General features: G+C 63.2%; 13 protein-coding genes. 6 read left to right on the forward strand and 7 right to left on the reverse strand.

The annotated features are described in order from the left end of the window. The first annotated feature begins 217 nt into the window (after positions 1-217). Genes V6U71_RS13670 through V6U71_RS13685 form a run of 4 tightly spaced genes read left to right on the forward strand, consistent with a single transcriptional unit; the run spans position 218 to position 10,646 of the window. Positions 218-1,987, forward strand: a complete 1,770-nt coding sequence (locus V6U71_RS13670; RefSeq protein WP_411338965.1) for a hypothetical protein — start codon at positions 218-220, stop codon at positions 1,985-1,987. After that, positions 1,984-3,060, forward strand: a complete 1,077-nt coding sequence (locus tag V6U71_RS13675; protein ID WP_411338966.1) for a hypothetical protein — start codon at positions 1,984-1,986, stop codon at positions 3,058-3,060. The genes V6U71_RS13670 and V6U71_RS13675 overlap by 4 nt, the downstream gene beginning before the upstream one ends. Positions 3,061-3,073: 13 nt before the next feature. Next, the gene (locus V6U71_RS13680) at positions 3,074-8,617 is read left to right on the forward strand and encodes a DEAD/DEAH box helicase (RefSeq protein ID WP_411338967.1); all 5,544 of its coding nucleotides are present in this window, start codon (positions 3,074-3,076) and stop codon (positions 8,615-8,617) included. A gap of 55 nt (positions 8,618-8,672) precedes the next feature. Continuing rightward, positions 8,673-10,646, forward strand: a complete 1,974-nt coding sequence (locus tag V6U71_RS13685; RefSeq protein ID WP_411338968.1) for an RNA helicase — start codon at positions 8,673-8,675, stop codon at positions 10,644-10,646. On the opposite strand, the gene V6U71_RS13690 is transcribed toward V6U71_RS13685, so the two are convergent. Then, on the reverse strand, positions 10,643-12,664 hold the full coding sequence (locus tag V6U71_RS13690; RefSeq protein WP_411338969.1) for a Druantia anti-phage system protein DruA: 2,022 nt from the start codon (positions 12,662-12,664) through the stop codon (positions 10,643-10,645). The two genes, V6U71_RS13685 and V6U71_RS13690, sit on opposite strands and share 4 nt — an antisense overlap. Positions 12,665-12,741: 77 nt before the next feature. Continuing rightward, complete coding sequence (locus V6U71_RS13695) at positions 12,742-14,253, reverse strand: ATP-binding protein (RefSeq protein ID WP_411338970.1); 1,512 nt, start codon at positions 14,251-14,253, stop codon at positions 12,742-12,744. A 710-nt stretch (positions 14,254-14,963) separates the two neighbouring features. On the opposite strand from V6U71_RS13695, the gene V6U71_RS13700 reads away from it, so the two are divergent. After that, positions 14,964-15,257, forward strand: a complete 294-nt coding sequence (locus V6U71_RS13700) for a UvrB/UvrC motif-containing protein (RefSeq protein ID WP_411338971.1) — start codon at positions 14,964-14,966, stop codon at positions 15,255-15,257. After that, positions 15,247-15,492 (forward strand): DUF3253 domain-containing protein, encoded by a 246-nt coding sequence (locus V6U71_RS13705; protein ID WP_411338972.1) that lies wholly within the window; start codon positions 15,247-15,249, stop codon positions 15,490-15,492. Before V6U71_RS13700 ends, V6U71_RS13705 begins: the two co-directional genes overlap by 11 nt. Before the next feature lie 170 nt (positions 15,493-15,662). Here V6U71_RS13705 and V6U71_RS13710 read toward each other — a convergent pair whose 3' ends face one another. The 5 genes from V6U71_RS13710 to V6U71_RS13730 all read right to left on the reverse strand — a co-directional run bounded on the left by V6U71_RS13710 (position 15,663) and on the right by V6U71_RS13730 (position 20,249). Then, a complete protein-coding gene (locus V6U71_RS13710; RefSeq protein ID WP_411338973.1) occupies positions 15,663-16,592 on the reverse strand; it encodes a HEPN domain-containing protein in 930 nt (309 codons plus the stop codon). 85 nt (positions 16,593-16,677) lie between these two features. Continuing rightward, on the reverse strand, positions 16,678-17,001 hold the full coding sequence (locus V6U71_RS13715) for a DUF736 domain-containing protein (protein WP_411338974.1): 324 nt from the start codon (positions 16,999-17,001) through the stop codon (positions 16,678-16,680). A 301-nt stretch (positions 17,002-17,302) separates the two neighbouring features. Next, a complete protein-coding gene (locus V6U71_RS13720; protein ID WP_411338975.1) occupies positions 17,303-18,106 on the reverse strand; it encodes a hypothetical protein in 804 nt (267 codons plus the stop codon). A gap of 134 nt (positions 18,107-18,240) precedes the next feature. Next, entirely contained in the window at positions 18,241-18,498 is a 258-nt protein-coding gene (locus V6U71_RS13725) for a DUF5818 domain-containing protein (RefSeq protein ID WP_411338976.1), read from the reverse strand. Positions 18,499-18,665: 167 nt separating this feature from the next. Beyond that, entirely contained in the window at positions 18,666-20,249 is a 1,584-nt protein-coding gene (locus V6U71_RS13730) for a sensor histidine kinase (protein ID WP_411338977.1), read from the reverse strand. Positions 20,250-20,337 lie beyond the last annotated feature (88 nt).

Genomic DNA, 20,337 nt, shown 5'->3' on the forward strand with positions numbered 1-20,337 from the left:
CACGCCGATCACCCCACGAAGGGGGTGCCTATTGCACGCTGATCCTCACCTCTCCCCTGAGCTTGACGAGTTCCTGAGACGGGCAAGGTGCACCGTCGCTGGTACGAAGGGAACCCGTCCCCCTGGCTGGCTCCTTCAAGGTGCGCAAAGAAGGGTGCTGGAGTCTTGGCCTCCGACGGGAGCGCCGGTTCTGAAATTTCTGGCGCCGAACCCAAAGATGGAACATCTGCTCGCAAGCGAGGGGCATATTTCTCCAGGCCCGACATGGCTTTTCCGGGTCGGCGCCGACGGACAGGCGATCGAGATGGTCGGAAGGCTGGTCCGACCCGGCCACACCTACGTGCTCATATCGACGTCAGAAGTTCCGAACCTCACTGCCGCCACTCCGACCTCGATCGTATGCGAAGGGGTGAAGGGGCTACGACTGGAATTGCCTCGAACCCTGTCAACCGAACAGGTCGCCGAACTTAAGGCGGCCGGGTTCTCCATCGCGCAGACAATTCGAGTCTGGCCAGCGGGACTCGCCGCACGAAATTGGGATGGCGAAGGGGCGACGGAGTGGCTTGAGAACGAAAGCCCGTGCTTCGGAATCGAGCATGATCACCCTATCGCGGAGTATCAAGTAAGGCTCGGCACGGACCCACCGTTGACAATCGCCGCGAAGGCTGCCGGCGTCCCGACGTTCATCCGCCTTCAGCCATTGCCGGCAGGCAACCACGTGCTATCCGTCAGAGTGATCGGGCACGCGGCACCGGACACTTCATCGCAGCCCGTCGAAGGATGGATCTCGCTGTCCATCAGGCCGCCCAACGCTTGGGTCAGCGGAACGATCGGTCATTGTGGACTCATTGCCAGTTCGGAACCGCCGGAACCTACACTCGACGAGTTCTGGGAGGGCCTTTCCCAGATAGAAGTCCTCGGACCGGCGGGTCGCCATGTGACCGTCTCGGTTGAGCTTCTCGATGGCTCCGGAGCACGAATCGCCCTCGAACAGGTTGGCGTTTTGGCGCTGCCTTTTGGCCCGGAGACGTGGCGCTCGGCGTTCGCGACCTTCGAGCGACGGGAGAAGGATCCTTGGGGCTATCTCGCGGCCAGCTCTGGCCGAATTCTGGTCGATGGGGATGAACTCGGAACAATTCGGATCCCGCTTCACAGGGACGCCTCCCCCATCCGCTGGGTATGGCGCTCCACGAACAAGTCCACGCAAATCAGGCTGGTTGACGACCATGACGGTGAGGCACCACCGCAAGTCTCATTCCGATCTTTCGCAAGACCGCTAGACGAGAAACCCTTCGCAGTTGCCGACGTCGAGGCGGGCATCGAGCCGGAGACACCAGGCGGTCTTTTCGTCGCGAGCTATGGTGATCAGCATGTGCCGCTGGTCGTAGGTGTGAGGAAAGTCGATGGCGGCCTAGGCGGGCTGCTCGTCGAGCCGGACTTGAGGACTGTGCTTCGGACGCGTGAAGATGCACTCATCATCGTGAAGGCGGTAGTAGCGTGGTCCGATGCGCGGGTCGCCGGGGCGTTCGCGATCGAGCGGCGCGCGCGCGTCCTCGATCGCCTGAAGGAGTGCCTCCACTACGTCATGTGTGGCGCGAATTGGGCCGCCGCGGAAAGAGCACTGCGCGAAGGTCGTTCTCGGGAAAAGGCGGTGGAGGCGTTGATCGAGTGCTTCGAACACAAGCGGGCGTTCGCGATCGTCCTAGTTAGGGACGCAGCGAAGTTCGCCCGGTTGCCGGACCACGTCAGGCAGCGCGAATTTGCCTCGCTCGCGCATCGCTATGCCGTCGCGCCCGGCGTCGCGTCACAACCCGCTCTCGACCTATCCGACGTGCTCGACCGGGGTTTGAGACCTGACGACACTGAACTGGCGACCATGATCGACCACCTCTGGAACTGTCCAGGCCTAACGGCCGGTGCCCGCATCGTGCAATTGCTTGGCCGGTCCTACCCAGCCTCTGCGTCCAATGTTGGAGGTTCGGTATGATCGAAGCCATCGACGAGCACGCCGTCATTGGCACAGCCTATTCATCATTGGGCCTTGAAAGAGGCGATGAGGGAATTTTGAGCGCTTGCTACTTGTCGGCCGCTGTCCGGCGGCTCGCCGGCTTCCTTTGCCCGTGCTCACCGCGCACACTCGTGCGCCGGATGGTCGACAGTCACCACGGGTTGGTCGATGATGTCGCGACCTTCATAGACCTCGTCGAGGCTTCGATCGAATCGCTGGTGGCGATCGGCGATCTTCTGGAACTGGGCGACGTCGCGCTCGAAGGCGAGCAGGTGCGCGGCACCTGGCTGGTCGCGGCGCCACCCGGCTATGTCGTCCGACCCGGCGGTACGGCCTTCGTGCTAGGGCTCTCCGCGGACGAGCAGACTCCGCTGCCTACGGAGATGAGGTCGCGGGTCGAGATCCGCCGCGGCATCAGGTCCATCACCCCGCTTCCGACGGAGGACTTGGCCACAGTGCTGCACGACCTTGGTTTGCGGCACCTGTCCGAGAGCGCCTGGCTGAAACACCCAAAACCTGTCAGCGCCAAGGACCTAATCACGCTTCACGATACAAAGCTCAGCGGGTTGCAAGCATCTGGAGAAATACCGGACATGATCGTCCTCGACGGATCGCGAAGGGCTCGAAGCTACAAGGGACGATGGACATCGCCGGGGACGCTGACGGGCAACTTCGTGGTCCGTAGGCCGCAGACGTTCGGATCCGACCTGTGGGGCTATGCGCAACTCGTCGATGGTCAGCCGCGGAAGTTGATGGACCTGCCGCTACATGGTGACAGGTGGCGCGGCTGCGACGCCGCGTGGCGGATCCAGATGGCGATCGATACGGTCGCCGGCCGCCCGCAGGAATACCGGTTGCGCGAAGCCGGAGGGGACGCGATTCTGGACTTCTTCTTCCCGATTCCGATGTGGGCACGGAAGCGGCTTGCTGTAATCGGGAGCGAGATCGATCCCGCAGGATGCCTCCTTTCGTTTCTCGTTCCACAGACAGAGCTCGCGACCGAAGAGAAGTTTCTAAGTGAGATGCTGTTCCTCGCGGGGACAGCCGAATGAGGGGGTCCTGAAGATGTCGACCACAATCCAGGAGACGATTGACCGTCTCCATTCCTCGCTGAAGGAATACATCGAGGCGACCTACCACATCGGTGCGTCCACGCTGATCGACCAGCGCAGGACGCTGCTGGACCGGACCGGCGTCACGCACCAGGAGCCATTCCTCGAGACGACACCGCGCTACCAAGTGGGCGCGAGATTCAGCGAGGTCGAGGGTTTGCCGCCCGCCGCCCGCACGATCTTTGAGAAGCTGTCGAGTGTCCGCGAAGACCGTCCCCGCCTGCTGTTCGACCCTCCCTACCGACATCAGGGCGATGCGGTCCGGCACGCGCTGATCGATGGACGCAACCTTGTCATCATGACCGGCACGGGTTCGGGTAAAACCGAATCCTTCTTGCTCCCCATCCTGGGCAAGTTTGCCCGCGAGGCGGCGGAGCGACCGACGTCCTTCGCGCAGCCGGCTATGCGGGCACTGCTGCTCTATCCGATGAACGCCCTGGTCAACGACCAGTTGGGCCGTCTGCGTGCCATCTTCGGCGATACGGACCTCGTCGATCACTTCAACACCTGGGCGGGGCGCCCACCGCGTTTCGCACGCTACACCAGCCGAACGCCGTATGCCGGGGTTCGATCAGGTAAGAAGGATGGACGGAAGCTCGCCTCCTTTGAGGAGTTCTACGTCGAGATCGAGCGCCAAGCGGCTGGTCCCGTCTCCGAGGATCAGGAACGCGCGGCGCGGCTTCGCTCGCAGTTGCAGGAACGTGGGAAGTGGCCGGCGAAACCCGATCTCGACAGGTGGTTCGGGGCGAAGGGGTCACGCTGGTACGACCCCCAGCAGGACGAATTCCTTCGCGCGACGACGCTTCCGGAGGACTCTGAACTGATCACCCGCCACGAGGTCCAGGCTTCGTGCCCGGACCTGATGGTGACCAACTACTCGATGCTCGAATATATGATGATGCGGCCGATCGAGCGGACGATCTTCGACAGCACGCGCACTTGGCTGGCGGCCAACCCCGTCGAGAAGTTCACCGTCGTCCTCGACGAGGCCCATCTTTACCGCGGTGCGGCGGGCGCCGAGGTCGGGCTTCTGCTCCGAAGACTCCGTGACCGCCTCGACATCTCTGCCGAGCGCTTCCAGGTTATCTGCGCGACCGCGAGCTTCGATAGTAAGGAATATGCGACCGAGTTTGGTGCCCAACTTTCCGGCGTGCCGCCCGAGACGTTCGTGGCCGTCACGGGCGACCTAGACTTTCGGGCCAACGCGGCGGTCGGCAGCAAGGCGGACGCTGAGGTCTTGGCGGCCCTCGCCCTCCCGTTGTTCTATTCGCCGGACGAAGCGGACCGCGCGGCAGCGATCGCGCCGTTCCTCGGCCATCGCGGCGTGACGCCGTCGGCAGGCATCGAGCGCGATCTGTTCGAGGCGTTGAAGGACTTCGCGCCGCTTGGGCGGCTCGTCAACACCACCATGGGTGCCGCCCAACCGGTCGCCGAACTCGGCGCGGAGCTTTTCCCTGATTCGCTGGAGATCGCTGACGCGGCCGTCACGGCCCTTCTCGCGATCGGCAGCGTAGCGCGCGAGCAGCCCGATGCGTCGGGCCCGCTGCCATGCCGCGTGCACAATTTCTACCGCGGGCTCCCGGGTCTGTGGGTGTGCATGGACCCCGACTGCTCGGAACTCGGCGAGGAGGAGCGCACCGGCATCAGCGGCAAGATGTACAGCCAGCCGCACGACGTCTGCGGATGCGGGTCGCGGGTATTGGAGTTCTTCACCTGCCGGAGTTGTGGTTCGGGGTACGCAAGGGCGTATTCGGACGACGTCGACTCGCCGGACGCCCTCTGGTCCGAACCTGGCCGCAGGCTGCGCATGACGGGCGGCGAAACCCTGCCGCTTCTAGACCTCGACCTGCTGCTGGAACGGCCGAGACGGCCTGATGTCGCCGAGATCGCTGAATACGATCTCGACACTGGCCGACTTTCGGCCGGCCAGCGGACGCGCACCGTCTACATTAGGAAGGAGCGTCAGGCGCCAGCGGTCGGAGAGGATGGTGAGGTCGACACGAATTCGGAACGGCGCGGCCAGTTCGTGCCCTGCGGCGTGTGCGGGCAGACGGCACGGGGCCGCACAACGGTCCAGAACCACCAGACCAAGGGTGATCAGCCGTTCCAGGCGATTGTCTCCCGCCAGTTGGCCGTGCAGCCTCCCGGCAAGCAAGCCCCGAGCCGGTTCGCGCCGCTCCGCGGGCGTAAGGTCCTCGTCTTCTCGGATTCGCGTCAGGTCGCTGCGCGGCTGGCGCCCAATCTGCAGATGTATTCCGTGCGCGACGCGCTGCGCTCTTTGATCATCTGGGGATACGACCTGCTTGCGAAGCCGACGATGGTCCAGCAGATGCTTAGCCTCGAGGAACTCTATCTCGCGGTGATGCTGGCTTCGCAGGCGCTTGGCGTTCGCCTGCGGCCCGAGCGGAAGTCCGGGGAGAACTTTTCTACCGCGGAGGAGATGGTTGCGAAAGGCATTGCGGAGAACGCGACGGCAGACGAAACCCGGCTGACGATGCTGTGGATGGAGGTACGGGGGGAGACGCCGCCGGCAGCGCTGCTGGACGACATCGTGAAGACCGTCCAGGACAAGTATCTGGGCCTGGAGGCGCTCGCGCTCGCGTCGATCCGCGAGCGTGCCAACAAGACCAAAGAGCTGCACGCGCTCCCGCCGATCCCGGGGATTGCGGAAACCGACGAGGACAAGGTCGCGCTAGCGAGGGCGTGGCTGCGCTGCTGGCGCTCGGTTGGCTTCTGGCTGAGCACGATGCCGATGGCATGGTATAAGCGCCCCGCCGGCAAAGGTACGAGCGTGAATTCCCGCAAGGGCACGTTCAAGGCGATGGACACGGTCCTCAAGGACCCCGCAGCCCGTAAGTCGTTCAAGGCCTGGACGCCGATCCTGCTCAACATATTCACGACCGATATGGACGGTGGCTTTCGCCGGCTCGCGGGCCAGAACTTATCCCTCGAATTAAATGGCGAGTGGCGGCGTTGCACGGACTGCAAGTCGGTCCACCGTCCCGTGCGGACCATCCCACACTGCCTGGACTGCGGCAGCGATCAGGTCGCGGCCCTCGACCCCGTCGAGGACAGCGTCTTCTCCGCGCGCAAGGGGTACTACCGCTCGCCCGTCCTAGGGGCGCTGGCGGATCCTCCCGAGATCCCGATGGCGCTGATCGCGGCCGAGCACACCGCCCAGTTGAACGCGCCCCAGAGCGACGATGTGTTCTCGATGGCCGAGGTGAACGAACTGCTGTTCCAAGACGTGGACCTCGACTGGGGAGCCACGGCTGGGCAGTCGACGGCCATCGATGTACTGTCGAGCACCACCACGATGGAAGTGGGGATCGACATCGGCGCCCTTTCCGGCGTCGCGCTCCGCAACATGCCGCCCGGCCGGGCCAACTACCAGCAGCGCGCGGGCCGCGCGGGGCGCCGCGGCAACGCGGTAGCGACGGTCGTCGCTTTCGGCAGCGCCGACAGCCACGACGAACATTACTTTAGGGAGCCGAAGGAGATGATTTCGGGGAAGGTCATCGATCCGAGGCTGACGCTAGACAATCCCGATATCGTAAAGCGGCACATCCGGGCATACTTGTTGCAGTCGTATCATCAGGTCCGCCTCCCGAAGTTCGATCCCACGTCCAACCCCGACCTGTTCTCGGTTCTCGGTTCGGTTGAAGGCTTCAAGACGTCTGGAGCCACGCTTAACGCGGCCGACTTTAAGCAGTGGCTTCTGGACAATGAGGCCGACCTCAAATCCCGGGTGTCTGGATGGATTCCCCATGAGGTGTCGGGCGAGGTCCGGCAAGCGCTGCTCGACGGCATGGCCGAGGATTGCATCACCGCAGTCGAGGCCGCGATTGCGAGTGATTCGGTCGGCGGCGCGAAAGTCGAGATAGAGGACGATGACGACGCCAAGGAAGGTGACAACGAGGTGCAGGAGGAGGTTGGTGAGGAGGCTCCTCCCCAGAAGGCGGTAACCGGCACGCTGCTCGACCGCCTGCTCTACAAGGGTGTTCTGCCGCGCTATGCGTTCCCGACGGACGTCGCGACTTTCAGCGTCTTCGATCTGGAGCGCTCAACCCAGTACAAACCGGTAATGCGCTTCGCGCCGTCGCAGGGACTGCCGGTCGCACTGTCGCAATACGCCCCCGGCAAGCAGGTCTGGATTTCAGGCAAGTGCTACACCTCGGGTGCCATCTACTCTCCGATGTCGGAGGATCGGTTTGACGCTTGGCAGAACCGCCGGCTCTACCGAGAGTGTAGCGAGTGCGGGTTCGCCGAAACGGTGAAAATCGACGAGGGTCTGGAGCGCGATACAATCACAGATTGTCATGCGTGCGGCTCAGAGGAGACGTTCGGCCCGACGCAATATTGGCTAAGGCCACCTGGCTTCGCGCACCGGGTGGATCAAGAGGAGGTCACCTCACCGGACGATATGCCAGAAACTAGCTACGCGACGCGGGCGAAGCTAGTGATGCCGACGCCCGCCGACGACGAGAAGTGGACGTTTGTGAACGACCGCATCCGCGTTATGCCGAACCGGGAGCATCTTCTGGTGTCGAACACCGGCCCCAAGCATGAGGGATACAACTACTGCACGTTGTGCGGTCGCATCGAATCTTCCGCTGAAGGCACGGCGTCGATGTTCGCTCCGCATCCGAAGCCGTATCCGGACAAGGAGCCCACCTGCCCCGGGACGCGGACCTCCAGGCATATTGTCCTAGGGACCGATTTCATCACCGACATCGCGCTCTTCTCGCTCCGCGTCGAGGCGCCCCTGAAGCTGAAGCCGGGTTACTATCCCACGGATGTCGCCTTGCGGACGGTAAGCGAAGCGATGGCGAAGGCCGCCTGCGGCATCCTTGAGGTCGAGCCGGGCGAGATGATGGCCGAATATCGGCCGGCGCTGACGCCCGCAGGCAAGGCAGGCCTCGAGGCCGAAATCTTCCTTTACGACACGCTGCCTGGTGGTGCTGGCTTTGCCCGACAACTGGCTGGTCGCGGGCTAGAACTGTTCCAGCGCGCGCTCAAGGTTATGAAGACCTGCGAGGAGAACTGCGATTCCTCCTGCTACCGCTGCCTACGTAGCTTCAAGAACAAGTTCGAGCATGGGCAACTCGACCGGCACGTCGGTGCGGAACTCGTGGAGTTCCTCCTAACTGATAACATGCAGCCGTTCAGTCCTCAGCGTGTGGCGGCGTCCACCCGGATTCTACTACTCGATCTTAAGCGGAACACGGGCAATGGTATGACCTACGAGGGCGACGCGACGGTGACGGTATCTGGCATGGGAAATGTCGTCGTGCCCATTCTGGCGACGCGCGCCGATGGCGCAAAGATCGTGATAGCGATCGCCGGCCCCCTCACGGCCGACCATCCGGCGGATCCCGTCATCGCCGAACTGCGGGAGAAGTGGGACGGTGGCGAGGTCATTCCGGTCAATGAACTCCTGGTGAGGGGCAACCTCCCCGCCGCGACACGGACGGTTGAGGAAGAGGTGCTGCGTTGAGAGATGTGCTGACAGTGGTCACCGAGAGTATCGTGCATTGATTATCATCTCTGGCGTGACCGATGGCGACGAATACGCTGCCGCCAAGCGGCTCGAGCGACGGCTGCTGGATCTCTGGCCCGATCTTGCGCGCAGCAAGACAGACCTGGTGCGGATTTTCGTTGGGTTAAAGATGCACGGCCAGAAAATCGAGGATCTCGACCTCGTCGTCATCGGCACCTTCGCTGAGGCTCGCCAGTTCGACGTGGAATGGAAGTTTTACCCGCGCGATGGCGAACCTTTCACACCCAAGTCAGCGAAGGTCCGGAACTTCGCCCTCGTGATTGAGGTGAAGTCGCACACCGCGACCGGAGTCCGGTTCGAGAACTCCGTTGCGTCGGTGCGCTATGTTCGCAACGGCCAGCCTTCTTGGGAATGTGTGACCGAAAAGAACAGGGCGCAGATGTTCGAGTTCAAGAAGTGGCTCGATCGTTTTGGGCTGGATTACGTCCACGTGCAGAACTTAGTGCTATTCACCGGCCTGAAGGAGCGCGACCTACCGCCGCGTCCCCATGTCTGCATCGCGAGCGACACGAGCTTCGAGCGCATCTTGAACGTGCTAGGACAGGTGACGGGCCCCAGGGAGCAAGGCCGACGAGTCACGCTCTCCTTTGGCAGCGAGGAGGCGTTCGACCGATTGATTGCACCCAACTCGCCGCTGTTCACAACCCTTGAGCCGACCCCGTTGGACAGGCGCCGCATGGACCTGATCGCGAAGACCGCCCTGCCGGACGTGTGGCTCGAGGATTTAGGCGAGCGCCAGATTCTGCTCAAGGGTCGAGGCGGCGTCGGGAAGACGGTCATTCTCCTCCAGATGGCGTTCCGCGCGTTCGATCAGTCCGGCCAGCGCTCACTCGTCCTGACGTTCAACAAGGCTCTGGTCGCCGATATGCGGCGTACGATGGCGCTTCTAGGCGTCCCTCGCGGCGTAGAGGGCGGCGGCGTCGCGGTCGAAACCGTGCATGGCTTCATTGGGAGGCTCATGCTGAAACTCGGCATCATTGCCGACTATTCCGGGTTCCTCGATGACTATGACGGGCACAAGTCCTCGCTGCTGAACTACCTGCGCAGTGGCGCGGTCACGCCAGAGGACCTCGCGTCGATTATGCGGGCCGACGCGACCGATTTCGACTGGGATCTGGTGTTCGTCGACGAAGGCCAGGATTGGCCCAGTGATGAGATCGCCATCCTCAACGCAGTTTATGGCCCGAGACGGCTTGTTGTCTCCGACGGCGTAGACCAGTATGTGCGGAATTCGGTCGCCGACTGGACGTCAGATCTGGCCAAGGGCCAATCGACAATGCGCAGGCTCAGGAAGTGCCTGAGGATGAAGGCGAATGTGGCGTCGTTCGTGGCTGACGTCGCAGGGGGCTTGGGGCTGGACGATTGGGACCTCGTTCCGAACTCAGACGCCAACGGAGGACGCGTGATCATCTTCGAGGGCGACCTCGCGGCAGAACCGGGACGAGTGACAGAACTCGTCGAGGCGGCTAGCGAGCTTGGCAACTTCGCGGTCGATCTCCTGGCATGCGTTCCCCCGCAATCGGTGATCCGAACCTCGAGCGGCATGGGGTGTGCCGCCGCTGAAGCCATCGTTCTCAGCGGCGGGAAGGTCTGGGACGGGACCGCGCGTGACGTGCGCGAGCACTACCCGACGGACCGGGAGGAACTGCGATTCGTCCAATATGATTCCTGCCGAGGCTTGGAAGGTTGGACGACCATTAATTATGATCTCGATCTGCTTTGGGACTACAAGGTTCGCCAGCGTCTGTCGGAGGGCCACGCTCACGATCCCCTGATGGAAAGCCGGGAGGAGGAGGCCGAGCGCCACGCGGCGCGTTGGATCATGATCCCGCTTACACGTGCGATAGACACTTTGGTCATCAACCTCAGTTCAGTTCCTGGCCCCCTTCACTCGGTGCTTTGGCGCGCGGCTAAAAACCGGCCCGACTTTGTGGAATGGATCAAACTGGGTTCTGGCGGCGCCTAGCGCGCCAACTCGCTCAGCAGGTCTTGCTCCGGCTCCGCGAGGAGGGACCGCCGAACGCTCTCGGGTCCTCGCGAACTCATCGCCTGCAAGGTTTCGGCGCGATCAATCCGCGCATCCAGCCACCTTTTCCGCCAAGCTCGGGCGATCACTGCGGCGGAGGATGGCTGCGCGTCGGTCGACGCCATTCCCATGAGCGACGCCCTTGCGTCGGCACCTAGTTCGCACGCGTAGAACAGGCGCGGCGTGGCGTGGTGCAACACGCTATCGCTGGCGATTCCGAGCGCGTCCAGGCCCTCGCGGATCTGCCGCAACCGTGGACTCGTTCCCTCGCCGAACCTGTTGTTGACGCGTCTCGATGTGTGCAGGCTCTGCGCCATCTGGCGCAGCGCATGGGCTGTGTCGGCTCCGAGGTGGAGAGTACCGAAACCGCCGGTCTTGCTGCGCCCGATCGAGTCCCAGCGGATGTCATCATCGAGGCCATCGTGGTCGGCCGCCCGGATCGTCAACCGGTTGTACTGGCTGGAGCCGACACCGTAGAGGCTCGTAGTCGTCAGCAAGCGAAGGTCTGCCGGTTTCGATATGGCACGCCCGGCCATCTGGGATGCGATGACGCTAATCTGGCCGCCATAGCGCCTCGAATAGAGGTCGCGCACTTCCTTGGAGGCAAGCATCAGCGCGACCAACTTACCGCAGAGGAGTTCGTTGTAGGGAGCCACCGCGCCGCAGATGCTGACGTCGGCGACGCGGCTGGACAGGCCGGCCTTCCGGAACTCGGTGAGCACGATGTCAATTGCGCGCTGCCCTGTGCGCGCGGACAGCAGTTGTTCGAGCGCGGCGGCGGGATTGTCTTTCAGGTCGGCTGCCCGGAAAACCTGTTTCGCGAAGAGCAGTTGCGACAGCAACTCCGCGCGCTTGCGTACGAATAGTAGGTCCTCGGACGCCTTAAGCCAATCGGTACTCGCACCGGCAACCTTCACAGTGCCGCGCATTGGCTTCACGCGCCCACCCTCTTCGACATTGGCTTGGTAGTGGGCCTGGAGTTCAAGTTCACGGGCGTAGGCGGCGCCGGCGGCCTTCTGCTCAAGTCTGAGGACCGTGCTATCGACGGGCCTCTCGATCTCGCTCGGCTCCGCCAGGTCATCCCAGCGGACGGCCGCAATCGACATCTCGAGCCTGTCGGCGATGGCGCTCGCAAAGAGCGCGGGGTCCCAACGGCCTTCGCGCAGATGGGTCTCTGCCGACTCCCGTAACCATCCGATCCAGTTGTCGCGAACGGATACGCGCATCACTGGACTGGCGAGCATGGCGATGCCCATAACGGGACGGTTGGGTCGAGCGGCGTTCCGGATCAGCACCAGCAGTTGTCGGCCCGGGATCGGCCGGTACTCATGGGCCCAAGTGTGTCGGAAGTAGCGCCAGACATCGTTCAGCGCCAGACCGGTATCGGGGCAGCGCGTCTTCGCTTGGCAGATTTCGACAACCGGATCGATCAGGCCGGCGAGAGCGGACTCCCGTTCTCGCTCCGGAAGCGCAGCGACCGCAGACAGTTCACGGGCCAGCGCGTCGCCGTCGTCGATCAGATCTAGGATAGAGGTCTTTATCCCCGGCGCGCGCAGCGTGCGACGCTCCATCCTGGCGATAAATGACCTTACCGACGTCTCGGCAAGTTGCCGGCGACGAGCCGCCTGCAGAGCGGAGCGAATCCGCGACTTCACGTCGTCAACGGATTGCTCAGTGCTGGCTGTAATTCCGGGCGGGTTGAAGTGCAGTCCCTCGGCCTCGTAGGAAACTTGCCAGCCCTGCTCGAGGAGATCCGCAACTAGCAGACAGACCGCCCTCAGTTTCGTGCTGTCGCCATCATCGATGTAGCTCCGCGCGAGACCGCGCAGGCTTTCGGCAAATCCCGGCGGAGTGGGACCCGCGAAATTCAGCAATCCGTGCAGTCGGTCCCGTTCATCGGGCGCCAAGAAAGGAGCGAACCTCCGCAGGTCGGAAGGATCGCCGTCAGTCTTCGCCATGATCCCCCCTTTCGTTCACCTGTCAAAGTGCTGCATTGCCAACTTCGATCCGGCGACGCCAGCAACCATTGCGACTATTAAGCCTGTCCGCCGGTCGGCCCGTCGCAGATGCGAGTAAGTTCCCGCGTCCAACCTCTGAGGAGGCGGTCGTATTCGCCGGCGACGCTTGGATTGCCGGCGATTATCCTCCTTTCGATGCGCGCCAGCAGCGTGGTCAGCGCGACGGTCGGATCGGACATCACGAGGGCAGCCCGCAACGATGTGGCACGATGTGCCGGCGCCCGGCATGCAACTTGAGGCGCCGATACGCCGACGTCGGGATGAAGATCAAGGCCAACGATGGCCGGCGCGACGCGGCCGTCATATTTGGTCCGCTGCCTCTCTGCCTTTGCCTCACGCACCTTGGCCCTCAACTGCTCGATCGCTTTGGAGAGCCCAATCGCCTGCAGCCGGTCCCACATCTCAGGCGCCACGGTAACCTGCTGCTTCGACGTCGTTACGCCGAACGCCTCGTCCAATGATGCGGAGAACTCTACCTCGATACGAATGTATCGATCGTTGTTGATGAACGTTGTCCAGGGAGTCCGCGTCTGCACGTCGACGACGCGACCGTTCCGGCTGAAGACGATCCCGTGGTACTGCTTGAGTATTGGAAAACGTGCGTTCGCATTGATGCCTATCGCATCCCGCGACTTATCGGTCGCACCGAAGGTCGGTGGTAGCCAAGCGTAGCGCAGGACAACCTCGCCTGCCGAGCCGTCAGCAAGCGCCAAGGTCATTCGGACAGGCTCGATCGCGTTTGCTCGGTCCTCGTCGAGCGAATGGAACTTGGCCTCAAGGTTTAGGAAAAGGGGATCGATCGGTTGCACCCCTTCGCCATCGATATGGATCGCCGTCTCGCCGAGCAGCTTGTGGTAGGCAACGCCAAAATGGCGGACCAAGTTGCGCCGGAGCCCGCTGGCGGTCGTCCAATCGAGACGGTCGAGCTTATCGATGACAACGACCGTGCCGGAATGCCAGCCTGTCGGATGGTCCCGCGCGATCGCCTCGCGAACAAAGCGCGGAAGTCTAGCGGGTTGGGCAATATGGACGGCGCGTTCGGCTCGGCCACTTCCATAGGTCCCGGAGTCAAGGCAGTCGAGGTCGAAGCTGACAGCGTGGACCGCCCGGCGTTTGACTTTTGAGTAGATCGTGAAGCGTCGCCCCATGCTCACGGTCGCACAGGGCAGCCCGTAGCCAAACCTACCAAGACCGGCACGATCGTTCTCGCGGTGGGTGCCACCCCACATCATGGCGACCCGGAGCATATCGGGACTCATCCCATGTCCATCGTCGATCACAGCTACCTGACTAGGCTTTCTGGTGTTCTGTCCTTCTGGGTATCGTAACACGAGGTCGATCCGCTGGGCATAGGCTTGGATCGAGTTGTCGACCAATTCAGCGATCGCCTCGACGTTACTCTTATAGCCGATGTGCCTGATTCCTCGCACAAAGGCATCCGGCATGATCAGCCCTAGTTCTGCTCTGGACGCGGCGTCGCGGCTATACTCTCTCTGACGAACGAGAACCTCATGCAGCGCTGCCTTCATGCGTACGCTCCCCATTTTTTGATGTTGCAGTGACAAGTGTACGGAGCATCCGTAGGCTAGTTTACCTTAGCCCCTACGCCATTCTGTTGCAATTCTAGCAGCATAAATAACATCTCATCACCGAACGTTTCTTATCGTAAAGTTACGATTCCATTATCTATTTATCGGCGTCGACGCGAGATGCTTACGCTGCTGAAATCCATGTGTGGAAAATGCAGTGATGCTCGATCAAAATCGGTGGGGTACCAAGCTGATGATTGCGCCATGGGCTCGTCGGATTGCTCAGTTGGGGAAGAGCGCGCTGGAACGTTCACGTCAGACGAGTGTGTAAGAGCTAATTGCTGCTTTGAGGAGCATGCTGGCGGCAATAGGTCCTGCGCCGAATGTCGGCTTTCAGGTGACGTGCGTGAAACATCCGAACGGCGTAGATGAGGCGCTGAGCCGCCGGTCGCCGGAGTTGCAATCAGCCCAAAAAAAAAAGGCGGCCGGAAAGGCCGCCAAGTTTTTGTGATGAAGGAGCCCCTTCATCGGGTCGCGGGTGGCACATACTTCAGCGCGAGGAAGACACCATAGAAATTGCCGCACCGGTTCGGCGATTCTTTCCCACTGATGCCGCAGCGCAACACATCGTTTCGTGTGCAACTTATGCGGCGAAATGCAGACGCTCCAAATAGGATGCGGCCAATGCTCGGGTCAGGCGTATAGCGAGAATGTCCAAGGCGATCGAAGCACTTCAGAAAAGAATGCAAGCCGCTGTCGACGCGCTCGACTTCGAAGAGGCACGCCGCTGCCGAGACCAGATCAATCTTTTACGCGGCGGCGCGGCGCCCGAGGCGGTAGAGCGAGCGGACCTGTCCGGCATCGAGCGGCAGCAGCCCGGCGCAATGGGGCTCGGCACGAGCCAGCAACGCATGACGCCGCCTCAGGGATGGAAACCGCCACCGAAACCCGACCCTATGACCAAACGGCGATCTTCGCGTAGTGCGGGCAAGCGTGGACAATAAAGTACAAGAAGCTGTTCTCGCGCTTCTGGCCGCGCGGACGGCCGATGGATCAGTATGTCCGAGTGAGGTCGCTCGCGCGATAACCCGCGGGCCTAAATGGCGCAGCGCCATGCCCGCCGTCCATGCGGCAATCGACGGCATGCTCGCGAGCAATCTGGTGCAGCTTAGCTGGAAAGGTAAGCCCCTCGCCCGACGCAAGGGACCGTATCGTACCGGGACGGCGATCAAAAACTAAGTTCGCCGACTTAACCTGTGTTTATTGCCACGAACCAGCAGAGCCTTATTGTCGCCGGTCTAATGCTTCCGTGCGACCCCGGAGGCAAAAGGGGCATCTTTCGGCGGGAGACCCTCTGCGCCGAAAGAAGAGAGGGCTCTGCCACGGCAGGGCCCTTTGCTTTTGGAACCTCAGCCAGCGTCGCGCGCGGTCGCCTCCAACAGCGCAATGCGCTCGCGGCACACCAGTTCAACCATGTCTGCCAAGTCAGCAATGCGCTCGCCCAGCCAAGCCAACTCTGCCTCAGAAATGCTGTAGTGCTTCGAGTAGCGCGCCTTGATGTAAGCCTCCTTGAGCTTCTCGAAACGCGAGCGATCGATCTTTTCGAGGCGCGGCCATGCTTTAGCCAAGCGCGGATCGATGCGTTCAGCCTGCGTCCGCAGGAAGGCGAGATTATGCACATGCGGTGTGTAGAAGCTGCAGACGAGTAGCGCACAGTGGTAGTAACGCTCTGTCGCCTGATGAAGATTAAACGCCGCCTCGCGTAGCCCATCTTCAGAGATGAGGAATTCAGCGGCGCGTTTAAACTTGCCAGCGCTCGGAAACCACTCTTCAAAATATTCCCGCGCCATCTCGAGCGCCGCATGCGGCGTCTTCGGCTGCGGCTCGGCAAGCTCGCTGTCCTCGGCTTCGTAAAGCGCGATCCCGTCGCGCGCGACGTCCATGAAAAAATAGCGCCCCTGCGACAGCCCGCTATTCACCTCGTCGAGACTGTGCACGATGAAGTTCACCGGCGTCCGCAGCGTCTTCGTTACCGACAGTTCGCGAATGAGCCGGTCGTCGAGCTTCGACCAATAGTCGGCGCGATCGGTCAGCCGCTTGTCGTTGACGATGATCAGCAGGTCATAGTCGGACTGATAGCCCTTGGCGGTGTGCGGCTCGTCGACCCAGCCTCCCCTCGCATAGCTGCCGTAGAGAATGATTTTCGAGATGCGGCCCTTCTTCTTCCAGCCCTGCGTCGCGAGCGCCAGCGCATCCTCGAATTCTTCGAAGATAATCTCGACGACGCGCTCGAGTTCGCGCTGCTTGTGCGGGGGAAGATGGTCGATACCGCTTTTCATCGTCGTCACCCTATCAAGGCGGCGCCTCCTGCGCACCAGCTATTGCAGCCAGTGCGAGGATAAACCGCGTGTTTCTCGAACGCCGTCAGTCGGCGGGGTTCCAGAGCAGCACATAAGCATCGGGATTGTCCTGCCCTGCCGCGCGCGCGAGATTGGCATAAAGGCGCCGCTGTCCGAACTCGGGGGCTTCGAGCGCGAGCGACACATAGCGCCGCTCGGACACAGCCGCGAGGCGCACCCATCCCGCGCCGATCTCGACGTCGTCGGTGTAGACGCGGTAGTCGGGCTGCACCTCGCTCCCCTTGCCGCGGTTGATGCGAATTTCGATCGGCACCCGGATCGAGAGGGTGCGAAGTTCGCCGACAAAGCCCTTCTCGATCGTGCCGCTGACGAAGCCGATGGCTCCCATGATGTGTCTCCTGATCTTGCCCGCGAGCCCGTCCCGCGGCGCAGGAAGGCAGCCGGGGCGCCGCAAGGCGCCGGCGCACCCAGAGGGCCGCAACGGCAGTGGAGGACGGGCGAAGCCCGTTGCGCCGGGGCCGCGCCCCGGCAGACGCCTCAAGCGCGGGTCGGGATCGCGGCTGGCCGCGGGGACGCGGCGACGCCCGGTGCCCCTGGCCGTAAGAAGGTGCCGATCACGCGATCGACCCTGGAAATGTTCGAATTCAAACCGACTGCGGCGAAGACGCGCAAGCGTCCGCGAGACAGAATTACGATCTCGAACCGGACCAATGGTGCGCGCCGTCGTCGCGCCAGCTCAGCGAAATTCCAATCAGCACGAGCATCGCCGCGATCGCTGCCGCCACCGCGACGGCAGCCGCCTCCTGTCCGCCGGCTGCAAAGATTGCTGCCAGCGCCCAGAGGAAGACGAGTGCGAAGGGCGGATTGCCCTTGCCCCGCGCAAGGGCCGCGGCCGCGATCAAACCGCCGACGACGATAATCGCGGCGGAGATGAGCGGCGCGACGTCGGGCGCAGCGTCGACGCCATAATAGCGCAACGTGGCCGCGACATTGACGATCGAGGCTGCGGTCAACCAGGAAGCGAGCGCCGACAGCGGCAGGATGGCGCCCCAGCGCTCGGCCGACGAAAAGGGCGCCGTCCAGGCAGCGATACGGCGATAGGCGATGAGGATCGTGACAAGCGAGCCGAAAATGATGAGGGTCGATACCGCGTCGATGTCGCCGAGCTGCACCCAAGTGGCCCAGAGCGCGTTGCCGAGAAAAGCACCGGCTGCCGGCCAGCGCAGCGCGGCGAACAAGGTGCTATCGCGCCCGGCCGACGTAAACTGGAGAAGCGAGAAGACCAGCGATCCCAGATAAAGCGCGCCCCAGATCGAGAAGGCCCAGCCCGCGGGCGTTATCAGCGTCTGCACGGCGTCGGAGCGGTCGCCGACCGGCGTGCCGATCCCCATCGCGGGCAAGAGGGCAGCTCCGATCTGCGCCAGCGCACAGAGAAGGACGACGATACGCGCCGGATCGGCGGCGGGTGCGGGGGTTGCGATGGTCTGAGTCATGCAAGCTTCAACCGGCGCCGCAGCACTTTGTTCCGCGGCTCGAGACCGTCCAAAAATGAGAGGCATCCGGACCGCCTGCGGACATCCGGCTTTACGATCCTTCCGCCAGGCAGCTCCGGCCAGTCGCGGCGTATCTATGCCTCCATTGCCGAGCCGCTGTCCGGGCGTTCGCCACCCGGCGGGGTGGCACCTTCCGGGGCGACGCCGTCGACCTCGACAAGATCGTCGCCGACGAGCGTGCCCGTGATGCGCACGCGCTTCTCGACATGGTCGACGGGGGTGCGGCGAAGGTCGAGCCGCCAGCGGCCGCCGAGGTCGCGGCGAAGCGCAAAACCGCCTGCTACGCGCAGCAGCGTACCCGACTCGTCGATGCGTGATCCGATTCCAGCCATGGCTACGCCTTAGCCGAGCCGCGCCATACTCGCCAGCCACGAGCAAGGTTTGAGACGCCCACCCTGCGAACCGCTCCCTTCGACCATCGACCTTCGGCCCGCACCTTCGATCCTCGAACCACGAACCGCGCGAGCCTCGCGCGATCCCGCCGCGCCCAAGATGCTGGTCATGCGGGAAGCTCGAGAGTGCAGCAGACACCCTCGGGCCGGAATTCGATCGCGGCACTTCCGCCCTGCCCGCGGAGCGCCCGTTCGAGCATCCGCGTGCCGAAACCCGTGCGCGCGGGAGGCGAAACGGGGGGACCGCCCTGCTCGCTCCAGCGCAAGCGGAGCCGATCCCGGCCGCTCTCTTTCACCATGTCCCACTCGACCGCGACCGTGCCGGCATCGCCCGACAGCGCTCCATATTTTACCGCATTGGTCCCGAGTTCGTGCAGCGCCATTGCCGCGAGCAGCGCGCGCGACGCCGGCACCTCGGCGTCCGGCCCGGCGAGGCTGATGCGGCCCGGCTTCATCTTGTCGAAGGCGTGGAGCGCGCGCTCGATCATTTCGCCGGCCGATACGGTGCCCCAGTGGCGCTCGGTCAGGAGGTCGTGCGCATCGGAGAGGGCGCGGACGCGCGCCTCGAACGACTGGCGCTCGGTGGCCGACGTCTCGCGAAACGTCTGCGCGGCGATCGCCTGGACCATCGCGAGCGTGTTCTTCACCCGGTGGCGCATTTCGGCAAGGGTGAGCTGGAGCTCCTCTTCGGCCTTCACGCGCGCCGCGATCTCGACCCGCGCCGCCTCGTGAAGATGGGCGTTATCCATCGCGACCGCCGCCTGCGCCGCAACGGCCGCGACAAGCTCCTCGACCTCGGCGCTGAACATGGCGGGCTCGTCATGGCCAAAGAAAAGACCGCCGAGCACCGCGCCCGAGCGCGACACGACGGGGACGGCGAGATAGCTCACCACGGGCAGATGCCCGTCGGGCATGCCATGGTGCGGCCCGTTCAGGCCGTAGCGCGGATCCTTGCGGATATCGTCGGATCGGACGGTCCCGACCCCGCGGAACGTCGGGTCGAAGACGGCGGTATTGCGCGGCATGCCAAAGCGCTCGAACGCCTCGCGCGGGGCGCCGGATAACGAAAAGAGCAGATAGCTTTCGCCCTCGTCGCCGAGCACATTGTAAAAGAAGGCGCCGAAGCGCGCACCGCTGAGTTCTGTCGCGATATCGGTCACCGCCTGGACGATCCGTTCGAGGTCGAGATCCTGCGAGACGAGGAGGGCGGCGCGATTGAGCTGGGTCAGCCGCTCGGCCTGGCGGGCGAGCTGCGCCTCGACCGCCTTGCGTTCCGAGATGTCGCGCGCGATTTTCGAGGCGCCGATGATCGTGCCGTCGGCGCGGCGCACCGGCGACACGGTGATCGAGAGGTCGACGAGGCTGCCGTCCTTGCGCCGCCGCGCCGTCTCGAAAGGCGGAACGCGTTCGCCGGCGCGAATGCGCTCGATGATCGCGGTTTCCTCGCTGCGGCGTTCCTCGGGGATGAGGGTGAGGATCGAGCGGCCGACGATCTCGTCGGCACGGTAGCCGAACAGGCGTTCGGCCGCGGGATTCCAGCTGGTGATGGTTCCATCGAGCGTTTTACTGATGATCGCATCGTCCGAGCCCTCGACGAGCGCCGCGAGGTGCGCGGCACTTTCGCGAGCGGCACTTTCGCGAACGGCTAAGCCCCCTTGCGCCGCTTCGTCCTCGATCAGCGTCTCACGCATATGTCATGGTCCCTGCCCCTCCGATGGCCCCTGCGTTCCCGAAACGGGAATTCGTTATGGCAAAGAAACCCTTGAGTGGTTGATGCGT

The organism is Sphingopyxis sp. J-6 (assembly GCF_046603995.1).
In the GTDB taxonomy this organism is placed as follows: domain Bacteria; phylum Pseudomonadota; class Alphaproteobacteria; order Sphingomonadales; family Sphingomonadaceae; genus Sphingopyxis.

Coding starts and splice junctions, on each gene's coding strand:
- V6U71_RS13670 (WP_411338965.1), top strand. CDS start 218: ATGGAACATCTGCTCGCAAGCGAGGGGCATATTTCTCCAGGCCCGACA.
- V6U71_RS13700 (WP_411338971.1), top strand. CDS start 14,964: ATGTCCAAGGCGATCGAAGCACTTCAGAAAAGAATGCAAGCCGCTGTC.
- V6U71_RS13720 (WP_411338975.1), bottom strand. CDS start 18,106: ATGACTCAGACCATCGCAACCCCCGCACCCGCCGCCGATCCGGCGCGT.
- V6U71_RS13680 (WP_411338967.1), top strand. CDS start 3,074: ATGTCGACCACAATCCAGGAGACGATTGACCGTCTCCATTCCTCGCTG.
- V6U71_RS13715 (WP_411338974.1), bottom strand. CDS start 17,001: ATGGGAGCCATCGGCTTCGTCAGCGGCACGATCGAGAAGGGCTTTGTC.
- V6U71_RS13690 (WP_411338969.1), bottom strand. CDS start 12,664: ATGGCGAAGACTGACGGCGATCCTTCCGACCTGCGGAGGTTCGCTCCT.
- V6U71_RS13710 (WP_411338973.1), bottom strand. CDS start 16,592: ATGAAAAGCGGTATCGACCATCTTCCCCCGCACAAGCAGCGCGAACTC.
- V6U71_RS13725 (WP_411338976.1), bottom strand. CDS start 18,498: ATGGCTGGAATCGGATCACGCATCGACGAGTCGGGTACGCTGCTGCGC.
- V6U71_RS13675 (WP_411338966.1), top strand. CDS start 1,984: ATGATCGAAGCCATCGACGAGCACGCCGTCATTGGCACAGCCTATTCA.
- V6U71_RS13730 (WP_411338977.1), bottom strand. CDS start 20,249: ATGCGTGAGACGCTGATCGAGGACGAAGCGGCGCAAGGGGGCTTAGCC.
- V6U71_RS13695 (WP_411338970.1), bottom strand. CDS start 14,253: ATGAAGGCAGCGCTGCATGAGGTTCTCGTTCGTCAGAGAGAGTATAGC.